We start from the raw sequence: 18,635 nt of genomic DNA on the forward strand, positions 1-18,635 counted from the left end.
CGAAGCGTGAATGTATTGATTATCGGAAAAGGCGGCAGAGAGCATACATTGGCTTGGAAAGCGGCGCAAAGCCCGCTTGTTGACACGGTGTACGCCGCGCCCGGAAATGACGGTATGGCAGACTGCGCGACGCTGGCCAACATTGAAGAAAGCGATCATGCCGCACTCATTGCGTTTGCGAAAGAACATCATGTCGGGCTGACGATTATCGGCCCTGAAGTTCCTCTGATTGAAGGAATAGCGGACGAGTTTGAAAAGGCCGGACTGCTTGTTTTCGGACCGTCTGAAAAAGCGGCAATCATTGAAGGAAGCAAACAGTTTGCCAAGGATTTAATGAAAAAATACGGCATTCCGACGGCGAAATATGAGACGTTTACTTCATTTGAAGAGGCGAAAGCATATGTGCAGCAAAAAGGCGCGCCGATTGTCATTAAAGCGGACGGGCTTGCCGCCGGAAAAGGTGTCACGGTCGCGATGACGGAAGAAGAAGCGATTGAATGCCTGCACGATTTTCTTGAAGATGAGAAATTCGGCGAGGCGAGCGCATCTGTGGTCATTGAAGAGTTCCTCGCCGGCGAAGAATTTTCTTTAATGGCGTTTGTAAAAGGGGAGGCCGTCTATCCGATGGTAATCGCTCAAGATCATAAACGCGCCTTCGATGGAGACAAAGGGCCGAATACGGGCGGAATGGGCGCCTACTCACCGGTGCCGCACATTTCCGATGATATCGTCAGAAGCGCAGTCGAAACGATTGTGAAGCCGGCGGCAAAAGCAATGGTGAAAGAGGGACGCTCCTTCACGGGCGTGCTGTACGCGGGGCTGATTTTGACGGAAAACGGATCAAAAGTCATTGAATTCAACGCGCGCTTCGGAGATCCGGAAACACAGGTTGTCGTGCCGAGAATGGAATCTGACCTCATTCAGGTGCTCTTAGATCTTCTGCATGAGAAGGATGTTGACCTAAGGTGGAAGGATACGGCCGCTGTCAGCGTTGTGCTGGCTTCTGAAGGCTATCCGGAAGGCTATGCAAAAGGGACGCCGATCGGCAGTTTGACGTCCGCTGAAGACAGGATCGCTGTTTTTCATGCCGGAACGAAAAAAGACGGCGGCCAATTTGTTACAAACGGCGGTCGGGTCGCCAATGTCACCGCATTTGCTGAGACATTTGAAGCGGCGAGAGATAAAGTGTACAGCGCCGTTTCAGGGCTGACAAAACCCGGACTGTTTTACAGAAGCGACATCGGCGCCCGTGCGCTGAAAGCTTCTCAACGATAGAAAGCAGAACCCCGCAGCACCCGAGCTGCGGGGTTTTTTACGTAAGCTGAGGACGGCCTAGGTTGTCGGCTTGCCAGTCATCGATGAAGGCGTATAGACGGATTCTTCTCAGACTCGCTGGACAGGAGAAAATAAATGGGGCTGGGACAAAACCCACCTCTAAGACGAAAAAAACGGTGAAATTTTACGACGAGTAAACTTTCACCGTTTTTGATTATTTTACAATAAAAAATAAGGACAACTTCTGATAAAATTAAGTTACCATACAAAATCTAATCAGAAAGAAGTGTCCTTATGTTTAAAGATTATACCATGAATCAAATCGTTTTGCCTTTAGATTTAGAAGTAAAGTTACAAAATAATGATATTGCCTACCATGTCCATCATTTAGTGGAAAGTATCCCTCAAGAAGCGTTTGAACCATTTCTTCGAAATGAAGGTTGTCCTGCCTATCATCCACGCATGATGCTTAAAATTATTCTATGTGCCTACACTCAATCTGTCTTTTCAGGGCGTAAAATAGAGGCCCTATTAAAAGACAGTATCCGTATGATGTGGTTAGCTCAAGGGTATGAACCAAGCTACCGTACAATTAACCGATTTCGTGTTCAACCAGTAGTGAAAGATTTAATCCGTCAATGTTTCATCCAATTTCGCTGCCAATTGATTGAAGAAAAACTGATCGATCAAGAAGCGATATTTATCGATGGTACAAAGATTGAAGCGAATGCGAATAAATTTACGTTTGTCTGGAAGAAAGCGATTGAGAAATTTCATCAGCGTTTAATTGATAAGTCAAACCAGTTGTACAATGAGTTGCTTGAGAACGAAATCATACCCCAAATGGAACGGGAAAGTGATGAACAGCTATCATTTGGAGAGCTCACTCAAATGGTTCAAAAAGTAGACGAAGTAGTGACCGAATATGATAAACAAATAGAAGCATCTTCAGACGTTACGGAACGAAAAGCCTTACGAAGGGAACGAAAATACCCGAAACAAGTGCGTAAACAGTTGATTGATTTTATCCTAAGAAAACGGAAGTACCAACAGGATCTTAAAATCTTTGGACCACGTAATAGCTATTCTAAAACAGATCTAGATGCGACATTTATGCGAATGAAAGATGATTATATGAAAAACGGGCAATTGAAAGCTGGTTACAATGTACAAATCGCAACGGAAGGTCAATATGCGCTTGCTTATAGTCTATTTCCAAACCCAACAGATACACGTACGTTAATTCCATTTTTAGATGAGATCGAGCAACATTATTTCGAGTTACCGAAACATATAGTTGCAGATGCAGGTTATGGTAGTGAACAAAACTTTAGTGATATTCTCTCAAACAGAAACCGAGAAGCACTGATAACATATAACATGTTTTTGAAGGAACAAAAGAAAAAGTACAAACAAAATACATTTAATCCTGATAACTGGGTATATGATCAAGAAACCGATACATATACGTGCCCTAATCAGAAACGTTTAGAATTTCAATATCATTCTGTCCGAACGGACGCTACAGGTTTCCAAAGGAGTTTCAAAGTCTACGAGTGCGAAGACTGTTCAGGATGCCCATTCCGTTCATCATGTACCAAGGCAAAAGAAGGAAACAATCGAAAACTAATGGTGAACAAAAAATGGGAACAGCAAAAAGAATATGTGAGAGCGAAGCTTTCAGAAGAGAAAACGAGTGCCATCTATCGAAAACGTAAAACCGATGTGGAACCAGTTTTTGGATTCTTGAAGGCTAATTTGCGTTTCACTCGATTTTCTGTACGAGGAAAATCGAAGGTAGCAAACGAAATGGGTCTCGCATTAATGGCAGTGAATTTAAGAAAATTCACTGCCAACTTCTAAGGTAATAGAAGAATTTATACATAAAAATAAAGAAAGATGAATTTGAGTACCCCCAAATTCACCTTTCTCATTATTTGAAGCTAGTTTTGTCCCAGCCACATTTTTCTTGCTGATGGCTGTCATCCTGATTCATTCCGGTTTGGAACATATATGTCACCGGGCAGAAGCGGAGGATGCCGGACGCCGCTTTCATCGCGCCCATTATCATACAGAAGAGATGCATCTTGCACCAAGGTTTTCTCGTGTATTTCGCTGAAGCAGCAGACAAAATGGTGAGGCCGCAAGTGATGCGCATAACGGCATTTAATAAACTGATATTCGGTTTCATCATTTCAGCTCCCTTAGAAAAAGTTTTTCATTCATCTTCAATAATTTGTAACGTTTTAGCCGTGCGATAATTGTGCGGATGTGATACGATGGGTCTAATATAAGCGAAGGAGAGTATGTGAATGTCCGAACGTACCTTTAACTGGAAAAATAAAGACATCAGATCACAGGCGGATGTTGTAGACTCAAAGCTGCTTCCAACGCTACTTTTACGGGATGCTCTCGTATTAAATCCTTTTTTAAAACAATGGCTGAAAAAGAACGTCTGGATTTACGGAGACCGAATTGTATATGTTGGTCATGAGCTTCCTGATGCAGCTGAGCACATTCATACCATAAATTGTGAAGGAAAATACATTGTGCCAGGTTACATTGAACCGCATACACATCCTTTTCAAATATATAATCCCCAAACGCTCGCCGAATATGTGTCTCAATTCGGAACAACGACGTTTGTTAATGATAACTTGTTTTTTCTTTTGCACAGCGGTAAAAAGAAAGCGCTTACTATATTGGAAGAACTGAAAAAACAGCCGGTGCAATATTTCTGGTGGTCCAGATATGATCTGCAGACTGAAGTGCTGAATGAGGATCAGCTTCTTTCTTTTGATGTCCGAAAGCAATGGATTGAGCACCCGGATGTCATTCAAGGCGGAGAATTGACCGGATGGCCGCGCCTCATGGACGGCGATGACCTGATGCTTCATTGCATGCAGGCGACAAAGAAACTGCGCAAGCGGATAGAAGGGCATTTTCCCGGAGCCTCTGAGAAAACACTGACGAAGATGAAACTGTTCGGAGCTGATTCCGACCACGAGGCGATGAATGGCGGCGAGGTGATGAGACGGCTTGAATTGGGCTACTATGTTTCGCTCAGACATTCATCCATCCGCCCTGATTTGAGAACGATTTTGCAGGATCTCCATCAAAAAGGCTTCCGGCATTATGATCATTTCTTTTACACGACGGATGGAGCGACGCCGCATTTTTATAAAGGCGGCATGACGAATGAATTAATCAAAATCGCTTTGGAGGAAGGAGTTCCGGCGATTGACGCCTACAATATGGCCTCCTTTAATATCGCGAAGTATTATCAGATGGACGACTTTCTCGGTGTGATCGGTCCGGGCCGGCTTGCTTCATTGAACATTCTCGATGACCCGATGAATCCTGACCCGGTCACGGTGATCTCCAAAGGTATCCTGGTGAGGGAAGACGGCCGAAATATGAATGCGTTTACAGAAACGGATTGGAAAAAGGGCGGTCTTGTCCCTCTTGAGCTTTCATATGATATGACGATGGATGATTTACAGTTTTCAATGCCGATGGGTGTGTCCATGCGCAACGCGGTCATTATGGAGCCGTATATGATTGCGATTGATAATTCTGTTGACCAGCTTTCTTTTGATCATGATGAATGCTATCTCACGCTTCTCGATAAGCATGGAAAATGGCGGGTTAATACAATGCTGAAAGGTTTTGCCGATCGGGTGCAGGGCTTTGTCAGTTCCTACACGACAACAGGAGATATTATCGCTGCCGGAAAAAATAAGGAAGATATCCTGCTCGCTTTCTCACGGATGAAAGAAATCGGCGGCGGAATCGTGCTTGCCGAAAACGGGAAGATTCTGCATGAGATTCCCCTCGCCTTAAACGGTTCTGCATCCGCGGAGAATTATGAAGAAGTGCTTGAGAAAGAGCAAAAACTGAGGACTTTGCTTGAGGAGCGGGGCTACCGATTCTGCGATCCGATCTATACGCTGCTCTTTTTGCAGAGCACACACCTGCCTTATATTCGCATTACGCCGAGAGGAATATTCGACGTGATGAAAAAAACTGTACTCTTTCCATCGATAATGCGTTAAAATATAAAAGCAGGGAGCCGACATATGAAAAGATGGAAAACCGTTTGTATGCTTTGTTTTGCGTTTTTGCTGCTTGCCGCCTGCCGGCAGAATGATGCCGATCAGGTGAAGCCGAAAGAGGCGGAAGCTCCTTTAACGGGGTTAAAAACTGAGCGGAAGCTTGCAGAACGCCGTCCGATTGCAGTTATAGTGAACAATCATCCGAAGGCGAGGCCCCAATCCGGGCTGTCAAAGGCGGATGTTGTCATCGAAGCGCTCGCGGAAGGCAGGATTACGCGGTTTCTCGCGATTTTTCAGAGTGAGATGCCGGAAACGGTCGGGCCTGTGCGGAGCGCGAGGGAATACTTTGTCACCCTCAGCAGCGGGTTTAACAGCATATTTATCCATCATGGCTGGAGTCCCGGCGCTAAAAAGCAGCTGGAGTCCGGTGCTTACGATTATATAAACGGTTTGGATTTTGACGGAAGCCTGTTTTGGCGGGCCGATTTCAGCAAGCCGCCCCACAATTCCTACACGTCTTATGACAATATCAGAAAGGCGGCGGAACAAAAAGGATACAAGCTGAACGGAAAAACAAAACCGCTTCCATTTCAGACATCAGAAGCAAAACCCGGAAACGAAACCTACAATATTCGGATAGATTATGGAACACAAAACGTTACAAATCTTGTCGAATACGATTATGATAAAAAAGCTGATACTTATACAAGAAGCTCTGATGGTGTGAAAGCGACAGACCGGGAGACCGGAAAGCCTTTAGCCATGCGCAACATTTTTATTGTTGAAGCCGGCCATCGCATGACAGACAAAGATGGAAGGCGGGCCATCGATATTCAATCAGGAGGGAAAGGCCTCCTGATTCAGCACGGCGATGTTATTGAGTCAGACTGGGAATACAAAGACGGCCGTATTCTGCCCGTTAAAGGCGGTGAGATTCTTCCGTTTGTGCCGGGAAAGACATGGATTAATATCGTTCCTGATCTCGATGCAGCTTCCATTAGTAAAGGAGAAGGTGTTTGACGATGCAAATCGATAAATTACGCGGAAAAGAACTGGACCAGTTATTTTTATCTATTTTATCGCTGAAAGATCTGGAGGAATGCTATCGTTTCTTTGACGATCTTTGTACGATTAATGAAATTCAATCGCTGGCGCAGCGTTTGGAAGTGGCAAGAATGCTCCGCGAAGGAAATACGTATCACAAAATTGAAAGCGAAACGGGTGCTTCCACAGCGACGATTTCCCGAGTGAAGCGCTGCTTAAATTACGGAAATGACGCCTATGAAATGGCGCTTGACCGTGTAAACAAAGGGGAATCTTCCTCAGCAACGTAAAAAACCGACCTGCCGGTGACGGCAGGCGGTTTTTTTATGCGTGCTGATCCATAAGGCCGGGAAGTTCCCTCAGGCTTCCGTCTTTCTCCCGGTATACGATGTGTTCAGCTGAGAAATGAATCGGCGAGCTGATGCCGGCCGCCGCGGCTAGGTGAAACAGCCCTTCACGCAAGGAAAGCACGTAGTTGCAGACGCGGTGCTGTTTATCCTCGATACTGAGTGCGCGCTGAAGTTTTGGATCGGTTGTCGCCACTCCGACAGGACAATGATTGGTGTGGCATACTTGAGCGCGGATACAGCCGACTGAAAACATCATTCCCCGGGCAATATTGACAAAATCTGCGCCTAGCGCGAGGGCGACGGCAATCTTATCCGGAGTGAGCAGCTTTCCGGATGCGAAAATTTTCAGCTTATCCCTTATACCGTATGTCTTCAAAAGGCCGTCAACAAGGGGGAGGCCGGTCAGAATCGGCAGGCCGACGGAATCCGCCAGCTCATGAAAAGAAGCCCCGGTTCCCCCTTCACTGCCGTCAATCGTAATAAAGTCGGGATGTTTGCCTGATGAACTCATGCAGGAAATAAGATCTTCAAGGTCTTTGCGGCTGCCGGGGACAATTTTGATGCCGACCGGTTTTTCACCTACAGTCCTTAATTTCTCAATGAAATCAAGCATGTCCGGTACATTTGAAAATTCGTTGAAGCGGTTGGGGCTGTCAATGGATTGTCCGGGCTGCACATTCCTGATGGCGGCAATTTCTTCGGTCACCTTTGAGCCGTCAATATGCCCGCCTCTTGCTTTCGCCCCTTGCGCAAGCTTTAATTCAAAGGCTTTAATCTGCTCGAGACGGCTTTTTTTCTTAAATTCTTCCCAGGAAAATTCTCCTTCTTCGGTGCGGACGCCGAACAGCCCCGGGCCGATTTGGCAGATAATATCCGCGCCGCCTTTCAGGTGATACTCTGACAGGCCGCCTTCGCCTGTATTCATCCATGTGCCTCCGGCTTGGTGCAGCCCTTTTGACAGGGCGGTAATTGCCCGGTCGCCAAGTGAGCCGTAGCTCATCGCTGATTGTCCGATTAATCCTTTTACATAAAACGGCTTCTTGCATGTGTCACGGCCGATTACTTGCACATCGTCCGGATGCAGGTAATAAGGGTCTGCTTTCGCTTTTTCACGGTGCTCGCTGCGCTTCAGCAGATTGTCTTTGTCAATCTTGTATACCATCGTCTCGATCTTCGGCGTCTGATCTGTGCGCAGCTCCTCCCTTTGTTTCGGGAAGAGGGCGTTACGGATATAATAGCCCGGCTGATCGAAATCCCGTTCCGATCCGAAGCCCATCATTCTGCTTTTATACTTTCCCGACATGACTGTCTGTTCATATTCTCTCCGGGAAAACGGCTGTTCTTCGTTATCATTGCTGAACAAATACTGCCGCAGCTCAGGCCCGATTTTTTCAAATATATAACGCAGCTTTCCCGTTACGGGATAATTGCGCAGCACTGAATGCTCTTCCTGCTTTTCATCTCTTATGTATATCCAAAGAAACAATGCGGCGGGAACCAAAATAATCAAAATTAATATACAAATCAGTACGATAATGGCCTGTTCCATTGAAATCAGACTCCTTGCCTTTTTTCTCTTTGACATTCCACATTTTGTATTTTTTCAAACATAGCCGTATCCCTGCAGGCGGAGCGCAATCTTTTTTTGTGAATCAGGTGAATGACGTCTTTTTCCGTTTTTCCGGGCCAAATGAATTTGTTATAATGTTTAAATGGCAAGAAACGAATGGAGGAACGAAAACGCATGTACGATGTTAACGAGTGGAAGCACGTTTTTAAACTCGATCCGAATAAAGATTTACCGGATGAACAGCTGGAACGGCTTTGTGAATCAGGGACTGACGCCATTGTGATCGGAGGAAGCGACAATGTCACCGAGGACAATGTGCTGAGGCTGATGTCAAAGGTGCGGCGGTTTTTAGTGCCGTGCGTACTTGAGGTGTCGACGATTGATTCCATTGTGCCCGGGTTTGATCTTTATTTCATTCCGAGTGTGCTCAACAGCAAAAAGGCGGACTGGATTGTCGGCATGCATCATCAGGCGATGAAAGAATACGGAGAGCTCATGTCAATGGAGGAAATTGTGACGGAGGGCTACTGCATCGTCAATCCTGATTGTAAGGCGGCCGCTTTGACGGAGGCGGATACACATATAGAAACAGAAGATATTCTCGCCTATGCGCGGGTCGCGGAACATTTGCTTCATCTCCCGATTTTTTATCTGGAATACAGCGGGATGCTGGCGGACATAGAAACGGTGGAGAAAACGAAGGCTGTGCTGGACAAGTCCGTCCTGTTTTACGGAGGCGGCATTAAAGACGCGGAAACGGCGGAACGGTTCGGCCGTCATGCCGATGTCATCGTTGTCGGAAATGCCGTATATGAAGATTTTGATCAGGCGCTTAAAACAGTGGCGGCTGTAAAGACAAAGTAGCCAAGCGGACGAAATTGATTTATGATAGAACATATGTTTGATAGGCGGTGAACGGATATGAATTACATTAGCAATCAATTATTAAGCGGATTAAATCCCGTTCAGCAGGAAGCGGTCAAGACGACGGACGGTCCGCTGCTTCTGATGGCGGGCGCGGGAAGCGGAAAAACACGTGTGCTGACGCACAGAATCGCATACTTAATGGCGGAAAAACACGTGGCGCCATGGAACATTCTGGCGATTACATTTACAAATAAAGCAGCCAGAGAAATGAAGGAGCGGGTGGAGAGCATTCTCGGACCCGGCGCGGATGAAATCTGGATATCCACCTTCCATAGCATGTGCGTGCGGATTCTGCGCAGGGATATTGACAGAATCGGCATCAACCGAAATTTCTCCATTCTTGATACGGCTGATCAGCTTTCCGTTATTAAAGGGATTCTGAAAGAGCGGAATATCGATCCGAAAAAGTTTGATCCGAGAAGTATTTTAGGCTCCATCAGCAGCGCAAAAAACGAGCTGATCGAACCTGAGGAATTCGCAAAAACGGCCGGCGGCTACTACGATCAGGTCACGAGTGACGTGTATACCGATTATCAGAAAAAACTGCTGAAAAACCAATCGCTCGATTTTGATGATTTAATCATGACGACGATTAAGCTTTTCGAGCGTGTGCCGGAAGTGCTTGAGTTTTATCAGCGCAAATTCCAGTACATTCACGTAGACGAGTATCAGGATACGAACAGGGCGCAATATCTGCTTGTGAAGCAGCTTGCGGCCCGTCTTGAAAATATCTGCGTCGTCGGTGACTCCGACCAGTCCATTTACAGATGGCGCGGGGCGGATATCGCGAATATCCTTTCCTTTGAAAAAGATTATCCGAGCGCAAACGTGATTCTGCTCGAGCAAAACTACCGCTCAACAAAGCGGATTCTGCAGGCGGCTAACGAAGTGATCAAAAACAACTCAAACCGCAAGCCGAAAAACCTGTGGACGGAAAATGACGAAGGCATCAAGCTTTCTTATTACAGCGGCGACAATGAATTCGGCGAAGGCCAATTCGTCGCGGGCAAAATTTATGAGCTGAACAGTTCGGGCCGGCGGAAGCTTTCCAATATCGCGATTTTATACCGGACAAACGCCCAGTCGCGCGTCATTGAGGAAACCCTTTTAAAATCCGGACTGAACTACAATATCGTCGGCGGAACCAAGTTCTACGACAGGAAAGAAATTAAAGACATTCTCGCATACCTGCGCCTTGTGTCAAACCCGGACGACGACATCAGTTTTACGCGGATCGTCAATGTGCCGAAGCGGGGCGTCGGCGCAACTTCACTAGAAAAAATCGCTTCATATGCGGCGATGAACGGAATGTCAATGTTCCAGGCGGTCAAACAGGTTGATTTCATCGGCGTCAGCGCGAAAGCGGCAAACGCGCTTGACGGCTTTGGCGCGATGATTGAAAATCTGACGAACATGCAGGATTACCTGTCCATTACAGAACTCACGGAAGAAATTCTCGAGAAAACGGAATACAGAGAAATGCTGAAGGCCGAAAAATCAATCGAAGCCCAAAGCCGCCTTGAAAATATCGACGAGTTTCTTTCCGTGACGAAAAACTTCGAACAAAAAAGCGAAGACAAGTCTCTCGTCGCGTTTCTGACTGATTTGGCGCTGATTGCGGATATTGACCAGCTCGACCAGAAGGAAGAGGAATCAGGCGGAAAGGATGCCGTCACTTTAATGACACTGCACGCCGCTAAGGGGCTTGAATTTCCTGTCGTGTTCTTAATGGGCATGGAAGAAGGCGTGTTCCCGCACAGCCGCTCCCTGATGGAAGAAGCCGAGATGGAAGAAGAACGCAGGCTCGCATATGTAGGCATTACGAGGGCGGAAGAAGAACTGTATTTAACGAATGCCAAAATGCGCACCTTATTCGGCCGCACCAATATGAATCCGGAATCCCGCTTTATCAGGGAAATACCTGGCGATTTATTGGAGAACCTAAATGAGAAGAAAACACCTCGCATGCAGCCGGGAAGAAAAGTGCAGCCAAAACGCGGGCCCGTATCCCGTCCCGTTTCCTATGCGAACAAAACAGGCGGCGACTCGCTCAGCTGGGCGGTCGGCGATAAAGCGGGCCATAAAAAATGGGGCACCGGAACGGTTGTCAGCGTAAAAGGAGAAGGCGAAAGCACCGAGCTTGATATCGCATTCCCGAGCCCAGTCGGCGTGAAGCGTCTGCTTGCCGCTTTTGCGCCGATTGAAAAGCAGTAACCTGAAGAGGAAAGGAAGAACATGATGGACAAAGAAACAGCGAAACACCGGGCAGAAGAATTGCGCCGCACCATCGATCAGTACAGTTATGAATATTACACCTTAGATGAACCGAGCGTGCCGGATTCCGAGTACGACAGACTGATGCAGGAGCTGATTGCCATAGAGGAAGAGCACCCGGAGCTCAGAACGCCTGATTCGCCCACACAGCGGGTCGGGGGAGCGGTGCTTGAATCGTTTCAAAAGGTGCAGCACGGCACGCCGATGCTCAGTCTCGGCAACGCATTTAACGATGATGATCTCCGCGATTTTGACCGCCGCGTCCGTCAGGCTGTCGGTGACGGCGTCGCTTATAATGTGGAGCTGAAAATAGACGGTCTTGCTGTTTCTCTCCGTTATGAAGACGGCTATTTCGTCAGAGGCGCGACAAGAGGAGACGGAACGACGGGCGAAGATATCACGGAAAACTTAAAAACGATCCGCAACATTCCGCTGAAAATGAAACGGAATCTTTCCATAGAAGTGCGCGGAGAGGCGTACATGCCGAAACAGTCATTTGAAGCGCTCAATGAAGATAGGCTGAAACATGAAGAGGAGCCGTTCGCCAATCCCCGGAACGCGGCTGCGGGCTCACTCAGACAGCTCGATCCGAAAATTGCAGCGAAACGAAATCTTGACATCTTCGTCTACAGTATAGCGGAGCTTGACGAAATGGGTGTGGAAACACAGAGTCAGGGCCTGGATTTTCTGGATGAGCTCGGTTTTAAAACAAACCAGGAACGGAAAAAATGCGCCACGATAGATGAAGTCATTGAAATGATCGAAGAGCTGCAGGCGAAGCGGGCCGATCTCCCGTATGAAATTGACGGGATTGTCATCAAAGTCGATTCGCTCGATCAACAGGAAGAACTCGGGTATACGGCAAAAAGCCCGCGCTGGGCGATTGCTTATAAATTCCCGGCGGAAGAGGTCGTGACAAAACTGCTCGATATCGAACTGAATGTCGGAAGAACGGGCGTCATTACGCCGACCGCCGTTCTGGAACCGGTAAAAGTCGCGGGAACGACGGTCTCAAGAGCATCCCTTCATAACGAAGATTTAATTAAAGAGAAGGATATCCGCATTCTCGATAAAGTGGTCGTCAAAAAAGCGGGCGACATCATCCCTGAGGTCGTCAATGTCTTAATCGAACAGCGGACCGGGGAAGAAAAAGAATTCAATATGCCTACCAGCTGCCCTGAGTGCGAGAGCGAACTTGTCCGCATTGAAGGGGAAGTCGCGCTGCGCTGCATCAATCCGGAATGTCCGGCGCAGATCAGAGAAGGCCTGATTCACTTTGTCTCACGCAACGCGATGAATATTGACGGACTCGGAGAACGTGTCATCACACAGCTTTTCCGTGAACATCTCGTCCGTAATGTCGCTGATTTGTATAAGCTGACGAAAGAGCAGGTCATCCGGCTTGAGCGGATGGGGGAAAAATCAACTGACAATCTGATCAGCTCCATCCAAAAGTCGAAAGAGAATTCGCTGGAACGCCTGCTGTTCGGTCTCGGCATCCGTTTTATCGGCTCAAAAGCGGCCAAAACACTCGCCATGCATTTTGAAAGCCTGGAAAATCTGAAACAAGCCACGGAAGAAGAGCTGCTTGCGGTAGATGAAATCGGCGAAAAGATGGCCGATGCCGTTGTCACCTATTTCCGTAAAGAAGAAATGGTTGAGCTATTGAATGAACTTGAGGAACTCGGTGTGAACACACTCTACAAAGGCCCGAAAAAAGTAAAAGCGGAGGACAGCGACTCTTATTTTGCCGGCAAAACCATCGTGTTAACCGGAAAGCTTGATGAGCTGTCCAGAAATGAAGCCAAGGCGCAGATTGAAGCGCTCGGCGGAAAGCTGACGGGATCTGTCAGCAAAAAAACAGACTTGCTGATTGCCGGAGAAGCGGCCGGAAGCAAGCTGACAAAAGCGCAGGAATTAAACATTGAAGTATGGAATGAAGCACAGCTATTGGGAGAGCTAAAGAAATAAGAGGAGTGTTTTCTATTGAAAAAGATGTTGGCATTGGCGGCGACGGCAACGGCGGCAGTACTCATGCTGTCGGCCTGTTCGCCGAGTTTCGGGGGGAACAAAGAGGAAGAGATCACGCAGAAAACGGCAAAGTCTTCTGAAAAAGCGATCATACCGAAATATAATATCTCTGATTCCTACTATAAAATGGTGCTTCCGTTTAAGGCCGGAAAAGCGCGCGGCCTGACCGCGGACCGGCTGAACACGAGGCTGGACATCGATGAATTCGAGACGGGTCTGATGCGGCTCGCTCAAGACACGTTCCCGACGGATGACTATTTGTATCAGGAAGGCCAGTATTTAGATGAGGACACGGTACTCAGCTGGCTTGACCGCAAAAAAGAGGGCAGTGATCTGAAAAAGGCGAAAAAGGCAGACGCCAATTTCCAGAATCTCGGCTTAAACCCGGTGCTGCCAAGCTCGGGATCGGCAAAAGAGAAAAATGAAAACAGCCCGATTTACTTAGCGTCTATGCTTGAACAGGATTACTTAGTAAGAAAAGATAAAAATTCCATCCAGCTTGGCGGTGTCATGATCGGTCTCGCTCTCAACTCTGTTTACTATTACCGCGAAAACACAGGTGATCCGCAGCAGGAAGTGGAGCTCAGCGACAAAACGATCCGCAGCCACGGTGAAGAAATCGCCCAGGAAGTCGTTAACCGCCTCCGGAAAATGGATAACCTGAAAAATGTGCCGATTACCGTCGCCCTTTATAAACAAGCGCCGAAAACATCAATCGTACCGGGGAATTACATTGCGAAAACAGAAGTCAAGGCCGGCTCATCCACCATTTCAAACTGGGATGATGTCAAAGAAAAGTACGTCTTCTATCCGGCGGATACAGACACGGCAAAGAAATACCCTGATGATTCCGAAGTGTTTAAACGCTTCAAAAACGCCATCGACAGCTACTTCCCGAATTACACCGGAGTCGTCGGAACGGCAATGTACGAAAACGATGAAATGAGAAAAATGAAGATTGAAATCCCGATGCAATTTTACGGGAAAAGCGAAGTCATCGCCTTTACCCAATACTTAACAGGTGAGCTGATGGATTATTATTCAAAAAGCTCAGTTGATGTCGAAATTAACATTACCTCGTCTGACGGACAGGAAGCGCTGATCGTCCGCAATGCGGGTGACAAAGAACCGACCGTCCATATTTACGATTAACCAAGATGCCCTTGTTCATTTCTGTATGAGCAAGGGTTTTTTATTGTGAATATCGTTGGAGCGAGGAATGAGGTATGTTAAGATATTTGTATAATTAGGGATTAACAGGAAAACGTATTTCATTCTAAGCGGATGTTACGAATCTGCTGTGAAAAAAGAAGGGCAGGAATGTTGATGAATGACATTTGCTGAGTACACACACCGCCTACAAACGTTATGAAAAGGGTGAATCAGCATGCATAAAGATATTAAAGCGATTTTTGAGGAAGAGAAGGTGCTCGCTGAAGCAGGTGAAATATACGGCTTTACCAAGTTTCAATTTATCGCGGACGCAGAGAACTACGTATATGAAATTGTGAAAGATAACGAACCTTATATCTTAAAAATTACGCATACGATCAGAAGAACACCGGAATATATTCTCGGAGAAATGGAATGGCTTCATCATCTGGCAAAGGGCGGGCTTTCAGCAGCGAAACCGATTCCTTCATTAAATGGCAAAGATGTCGAAGAAGTGCCGGATGGAAAAGGCGGAGCATTTTTAGTAAGAGTCTATGAAAAAGCGCCCGGACGCAAAGTGGAGCAATCAGACTGGAACGGGACTCTGTTTTACGAGCTTGGGAAGTACACGGGGAAGATGCACCGGCTGACGAAAAGCTACCGTCTGAGCGATCCGTTATATAAAAGGCAGGAATGGGATGAAGAGGAGCAGCTGAAGCTGAGAAAATACGTGCCCGCAGATCAGCACCTCGTATTTGAACGGGCGGATGCTCTAATGGAAAAACTGCGCCGTTTGCCGAAGAATCCTGAAAACTACGGCCTTGTGCACGCCGATCTGCACCACGGCAATTTCAATTGGGACAATGGGAAAATCACGGCATTTGATTTTGATGATACCGGCTACAATTGGTTTGTGAATGATATCAGTATTCTGCTGTACAACATGTTGTGGTATCCGGTCATCCCGTATGAAGACAAGGCCGCGTTTACGGGTGAATTCATGACTCACTTTATGAAAGGCTACAGGGAAGAAAATGACCTTGACCCCGCCTGGCTTGAACACATCCCGGATTTTCTCCGGCTGCGCCATATGCTGATCTACGGATTATTGCATCAGGCGTTTGACCTCAATTCACTCGGGGACGAGGAACTTGAGATGCTGAAAACCTTCAGGCGCGATATCGAAAACGAAACCCCGATTACGGAGTATAACTTTTCTGCATTCGTATAAATAGAAAAACGCCGGCTGAATCCAGCCCGGCGTTTTTTTTATAGCGTATCACACTTCACTCCGACGACACCCTGAATTTCTTTAATATCATAATAGACGTCAGTGGTGTATCGGTTTTTGTGAACACTGACTTTCACTTCCATAATCGGAAATTCTTTTTCGTGCAGATCATCAATCCGGACGGAGTGAATGCGGAGCTGTTTGCTTTTCATTTCCTTTAAAATCTCGGTCATTTTGTCTTTATCGGAAAGAGACATTCTCACGCGGATATCCTTCTCCTTCAAGCGGTTGGGACCGATTTTTCTGATCAGCCACGGAAGAAATTCGACACTGATCAGGATAAACAAGAGGCTTGCGAACGCCTCTTTATAAAAGCCGGCGCCTGTAGCCAGACCGAGCCCGGCTGCGCCCCAGATGATGGCCGATGTCGTCAGGCCGGATATGACGTCATTGCTTTTACGCAGGATCACGCCCGCGCCGATAAAACCGACGCCGGAAATGATTTGGGCGGGGAGGCGGAGCGGATCCATCATGATACGGTAATATTTTGGGAAATGATATGCCGCATTAATGCTGACGATCGTCAGCATACAGGAGCTGACGGCGATGACGATACAGGTTTTCAGTCCGAGCGGTTTGTTTTTCAGTTCGCGTTCAAGACCGATGATCATGCCGATCAGCGTGGCAATGCCCAGCTTTAATAAAATGTCTGGTTCGATAGGCCAGCTCAATTTGCACAGCACCTCCGCAATTTTTCTTATAATAAATTGATATGATTTTCTCACAGTATTTATAGCAGGACAAGTGCGGAAGAAAAAAGCCGTCAGGGATAAAATCTGACGGCTTTTTGTCTATTTCTTGTTTTTCAAAAGAGCTTCCATCCGGCTGAACAGCTGATAAGAAGCATCGGCCGGTTTTTTGGTCAGCAGGCTGACGGCAATACCGGCAATCAGACTGAGGAAGAACCCCGGAATGATTTCGTATACGCCGGTTGAAGCGGCAAGCCCTGTCGTGATCCAGATTAAAACGGCCGCGGCCCCGGTAATCATCGCCGCAAGCGCTCCCCATTCATTCATCCGTTTCCAGTACAGACTGAGCAAGAGCGCCGGGCCGATAGCCGAACCGAAGCCTGCCCACGCATATCCGACCAGATCAAGAATGGTGCTGTTCGGATTCATGGAAAGCAGGATGGCGATAACGGCCACGATCAATACCGACAGGCGTCCGGTCATGACCAATTCTTTATCGCTCGCTTCCCGTCTGAAAAAGGCGCGGTATAAATCTTCCGTAATGGCGCTTGCCGTTACGAGAAGCTGTGAGGAAATGGAACTCATGATCGCCGCTAAAATTGCGGACAGCAAGAAGCCCGTAATCAGCGGATGGAACAAGATTTTAGAAAAAATAATGAAAATCGTTTCCGGATCTTTTACGGAGACCCCGAAGTGATGAGAATACGCAACCCCGATAATCCCGGTAAGCAATGAACCGACAACTGAAATAACCATCCAGCTCATCCCGATTCTGCGGGCGGGTTTTAAATCTTTCACTTCTTTAATCGCCATAAATCGTACGATGATATGAGGCTGGCCGTAATAGCCGAGTCCCCATGCCAAATAAGAAATAATGCTAATGACGCTCGCGCCTTTAAAGATATCCAATAGTTTCGGGTTAACGGCGTTGATCGAATCAATCGTCGTTGAAACGCTCCCGAGCTGGGTAAAAGCAACGATCGGCACAAGCACTAATGCCGCAAACATGATCGCTCCCTGTACAAAGTCAGTCAGACTGACAGCGAGGAAACCGCCAAACAGCGTGTAAAGCACAACAACACCGGCCGTTAAAAACAAACCGAATTTGTAGTCGGCGCCGAATGCCGATTCAAATAACCTGCCTCCGGATACCATCCCGGACGATGTGTACAGCGTGAAAAAGATCATAATAATCACGGCGGAAACAATTTTCAGCAATGATGACGAGTGGCGGAACCGTTTATCGAAAAAATCGGGAATCGTAATCGCATCATCCGCAACTTCCGTGTAAGCGCGCAGCCTCGGAGCAAGCAGCAGATAATTTGAATACGCGCCGATCGTCAAACCGAGCGCCAGCCATAAGGTCGATAACCCCGTTGCGAACATTGCGCCGGGAACTCCCATCAGCATCCATGCGCTCATATCGGCCGCACCTGCGGACAGCGCCGTTACGAACGGGCCTAGTCCTCTTCCGCCCAGCATGTAATCATTAATATTCGTTGTCTTCCTGAATGCGTACCAGCCGATTAACAGCATGGCAGCAAAGTAAATGCCAAGAGATATAATTAATTCAATACTCACGTTTTTGGACCCTCTCTTCTTTCATGTAAATGTTGCATCACCTCTGCAGATTAGTAGTGCCGGAATATGCGCCGGCGATCCAGCCTTTAGTCATCATTCCATGCGGATCGCATGATTTAGTGCTGGCTATGGTTACTAAACCTAACAAAGTATCCCCGATCAATCAACTCTCGAAACCTGGCCCGCTCAAGGAAAAAATCCCCGCCAACATAGAACAGCTTAGAGATGAAAACGCTACCAATAAATTATAAAAGTAAAAATTTTCTGACATATAATTCGTTTCTCTTTCTCCCCGATTTAGGATAAAATAGAGAGGGTTTCATCATGCCTCAGAAGGCGGCGTTTTGTTGCTTTAGAGGGCTCATTTTTGATATGATCAGTATTATATGACGAAAC

General features: G+C 47.1%; 14 protein-coding genes. 10 read left to right on the top strand and 4 right to left on the bottom strand.

Annotated features, from left to right (window positions below; all coding sequences use genetic code 11):
• The first annotated feature begins 6 nt into the window (after nt 1-6).
• A complete protein-coding gene (purD, locus tag NYE50_RS03600; RefSeq protein ID WP_159353866.1) occupies nt 7-1,275 on the top strand; it encodes a phosphoribosylamine--glycine ligase in 1,269 nt (422 codons plus the stop codon).
• A gap of 294 nt (nt 1,276-1,569) precedes the next feature.
• Nucleotides 1,570-3,138 carry an IS1182 family transposase gene (locus NYE50_RS03605; protein WP_340762868.1) on the top strand — a complete coding sequence of 523 codons (1,569 nt, stop codon included), beginning with the start codon at nt 1,570-1,572 and terminating at the stop codon, nt 3,136-3,138.
• A gap of 70 nt (nt 3,139-3,208) precedes the next feature.
• Here the strand turns inward: NYE50_RS03605 and NYE50_RS03610 are convergent, their stop codons facing one another.
• The gene (locus tag NYE50_RS03610) at nt 3,209-3,466 is read right to left on the bottom strand and encodes a YgaP family membrane protein (RefSeq protein ID WP_159353867.1); all 258 of its coding nucleotides are present in this window, start codon (nt 3,464-3,466) and stop codon (nt 3,209-3,211) included.
• Nucleotides 3,467-3,587: 121 nt separating this feature from the next.
• Here NYE50_RS03610 and NYE50_RS03615 point away from each other — a divergent pair, with 121 nt between their 5' ends.
• The 3 genes from NYE50_RS03615 to NYE50_RS03625 are packed head-to-tail and all read left to right on the top strand — an operon-like array spanning nt 3,588 to nt 6,664.
• Complete coding sequence (locus NYE50_RS03615; RefSeq protein ID WP_021495178.1) at nt 3,588-5,330, top strand: adenine deaminase; 1,743 nt, start codon at nt 3,588-3,590, stop codon at nt 5,328-5,330.
• 24 nt (nt 5,331-5,354) lie between these two features.
• Entirely contained in the window at nt 5,355-6,350 is a 996-nt protein-coding gene (locus NYE50_RS03620) for a DUF3048 domain-containing protein (RefSeq protein ID WP_224988959.1), read from the top strand.
• Between the two features lie 2 nt (nt 6,351-6,352).
• Entirely contained in the window at nt 6,353-6,664 is a 312-nt protein-coding gene (locus tag NYE50_RS03625) for a YerC/YecD family TrpR-related protein (RefSeq protein ID WP_003155745.1), read from the top strand.
• Between the two features lie 34 nt (nt 6,665-6,698).
• On the opposite strand, the gene NYE50_RS03630 is transcribed toward NYE50_RS03625, so the two are convergent.
• A complete protein-coding gene (locus NYE50_RS03630; protein ID WP_224988961.1) occupies nt 6,699-8,273 on the bottom strand; it encodes an FMN-binding glutamate synthase family protein in 1,575 nt (524 codons plus the stop codon).
• Nucleotides 8,274-8,468: 195 nt separating this feature from the next.
• On the opposite strand from NYE50_RS03630, the gene NYE50_RS03635 reads away from it, so the two are divergent.
• The 5 genes from NYE50_RS03635 (at nt 8,469) to NYE50_RS03655 (ending at nt 15,909) form a co-directional block, all read left to right on the top strand.
• Nucleotides 8,469-9,158 (top strand): heptaprenylglyceryl phosphate synthase, encoded by a 690-nt coding sequence (locus NYE50_RS03635; RefSeq protein ID WP_159353870.1) that lies wholly within the window; start codon nt 8,469-8,471, stop codon nt 9,156-9,158.
• Between the two features lie 57 nt (nt 9,159-9,215).
• Nucleotides 9,216-11,435, top strand: a complete 2,220-nt coding sequence (pcrA, locus tag NYE50_RS03640; RefSeq protein ID WP_159353871.1) for a DNA helicase PcrA — start codon at nt 9,216-9,218, stop codon at nt 11,433-11,435.
• 24 nt (nt 11,436-11,459) lie between these two features.
• Entirely contained in the window at nt 11,460-13,466 is a 2,007-nt protein-coding gene (gene ligA, locus NYE50_RS03645; RefSeq protein ID WP_159353872.1) for an NAD-dependent DNA ligase LigA, read from the top strand.
• A gap of 15 nt (nt 13,467-13,481) precedes the next feature.
• Complete coding sequence (locus NYE50_RS03650; RefSeq protein WP_014417115.1) at nt 13,482-14,678, top strand: CamS family sex pheromone protein; 1,197 nt, start codon at nt 13,482-13,484, stop codon at nt 14,676-14,678.
• Between the two features lie 235 nt (nt 14,679-14,913).
• Nucleotides 14,914-15,909: a phosphotransferase enzyme family protein gene (locus tag NYE50_RS03655; protein ID WP_110124558.1), complete on the top strand. Its 996-nt coding sequence runs from the start codon at nt 14,914-14,916 to the stop codon at nt 15,907-15,909.
• 38 nt (nt 15,910-15,947) lie between these two features.
• Here the strand turns inward: NYE50_RS03655 and NYE50_RS03660 are convergent, their stop codons facing one another.
• Both NYE50_RS03660 and putP read right to left on the bottom strand, forming a co-directional pair.
• Nucleotides 15,948-16,640: an MgtC/SapB family protein gene (locus tag NYE50_RS03660; protein ID WP_014417117.1), complete on the bottom strand. Its 693-nt coding sequence runs from the start codon at nt 16,638-16,640 to the stop codon at nt 15,948-15,950.
• 120 nt (nt 16,641-16,760) lie between these two features.
• A complete protein-coding gene (gene putP / locus NYE50_RS03665; protein WP_007408914.1) occupies nt 16,761-18,239 on the bottom strand; it encodes a sodium/proline symporter PutP in 1,479 nt (492 codons plus the stop codon).
• Between the last annotated feature and the right edge of the window lie 396 nt (nt 18,240-18,635).

The sequence above is a fragment of the Bacillus sp. EU55 genome (assembly GCF_038005925.1).
GTDB classification, from domain to species: Bacteria; Bacillota; Bacilli; order Bacillales; family Bacillaceae; genus Bacillus; species Bacillus velezensis.

Bases quoted from the DNA above. Each gene is read 5' to 3' on its own strand.
- NYE50_RS03605 (WP_340762868.1), top strand. From the start codon at position 1,570: ATGTTTAAAGATTATACCATGAATCAAATCGTTTTGCCTTTAGATTTA.
- NYE50_RS03610 (WP_159353867.1), bottom strand. From the start codon at position 3,466: ATGAAACCGAATATCAGTTTATTAAATGCCGTTATGCGCATCACTTGC.
- NYE50_RS03615 (WP_021495178.1), top strand. From the start codon at position 3,588: ATGTCCGAACGTACCTTTAACTGGAAAAATAAAGACATCAGATCACAG.
- NYE50_RS03620 (WP_224988959.1), top strand. From the start codon at position 5,355: ATGAAAAGATGGAAAACCGTTTGTATGCTTTGTTTTGCGTTTTTGCTG.
- NYE50_RS03625 (WP_003155745.1), top strand. From the start codon at position 6,353: ATGCAAATCGATAAATTACGCGGAAAAGAACTGGACCAGTTATTTTTA.
- NYE50_RS03630 (WP_224988961.1), bottom strand. From the start codon at position 8,273: ATGGAACAGGCCATTATCGTACTGATTTGTATATTAATTTTGATTATT.
- NYE50_RS03635 (WP_159353870.1), top strand. From the start codon at position 8,469: ATGTACGATGTTAACGAGTGGAAGCACGTTTTTAAACTCGATCCGAAT.
- pcrA (WP_159353871.1), top strand. From the start codon at position 9,216: ATGAATTACATTAGCAATCAATTATTAAGCGGATTAAATCCCGTTCAG.
- ligA (WP_159353872.1), top strand. From the start codon at position 11,460: ATGGACAAAGAAACAGCGAAACACCGGGCAGAAGAATTGCGCCGCACC.
- NYE50_RS03655 (WP_110124558.1), top strand. From the start codon at position 14,914: ATGCATAAAGATATTAAAGCGATTTTTGAGGAAGAGAAGGTGCTCGCT.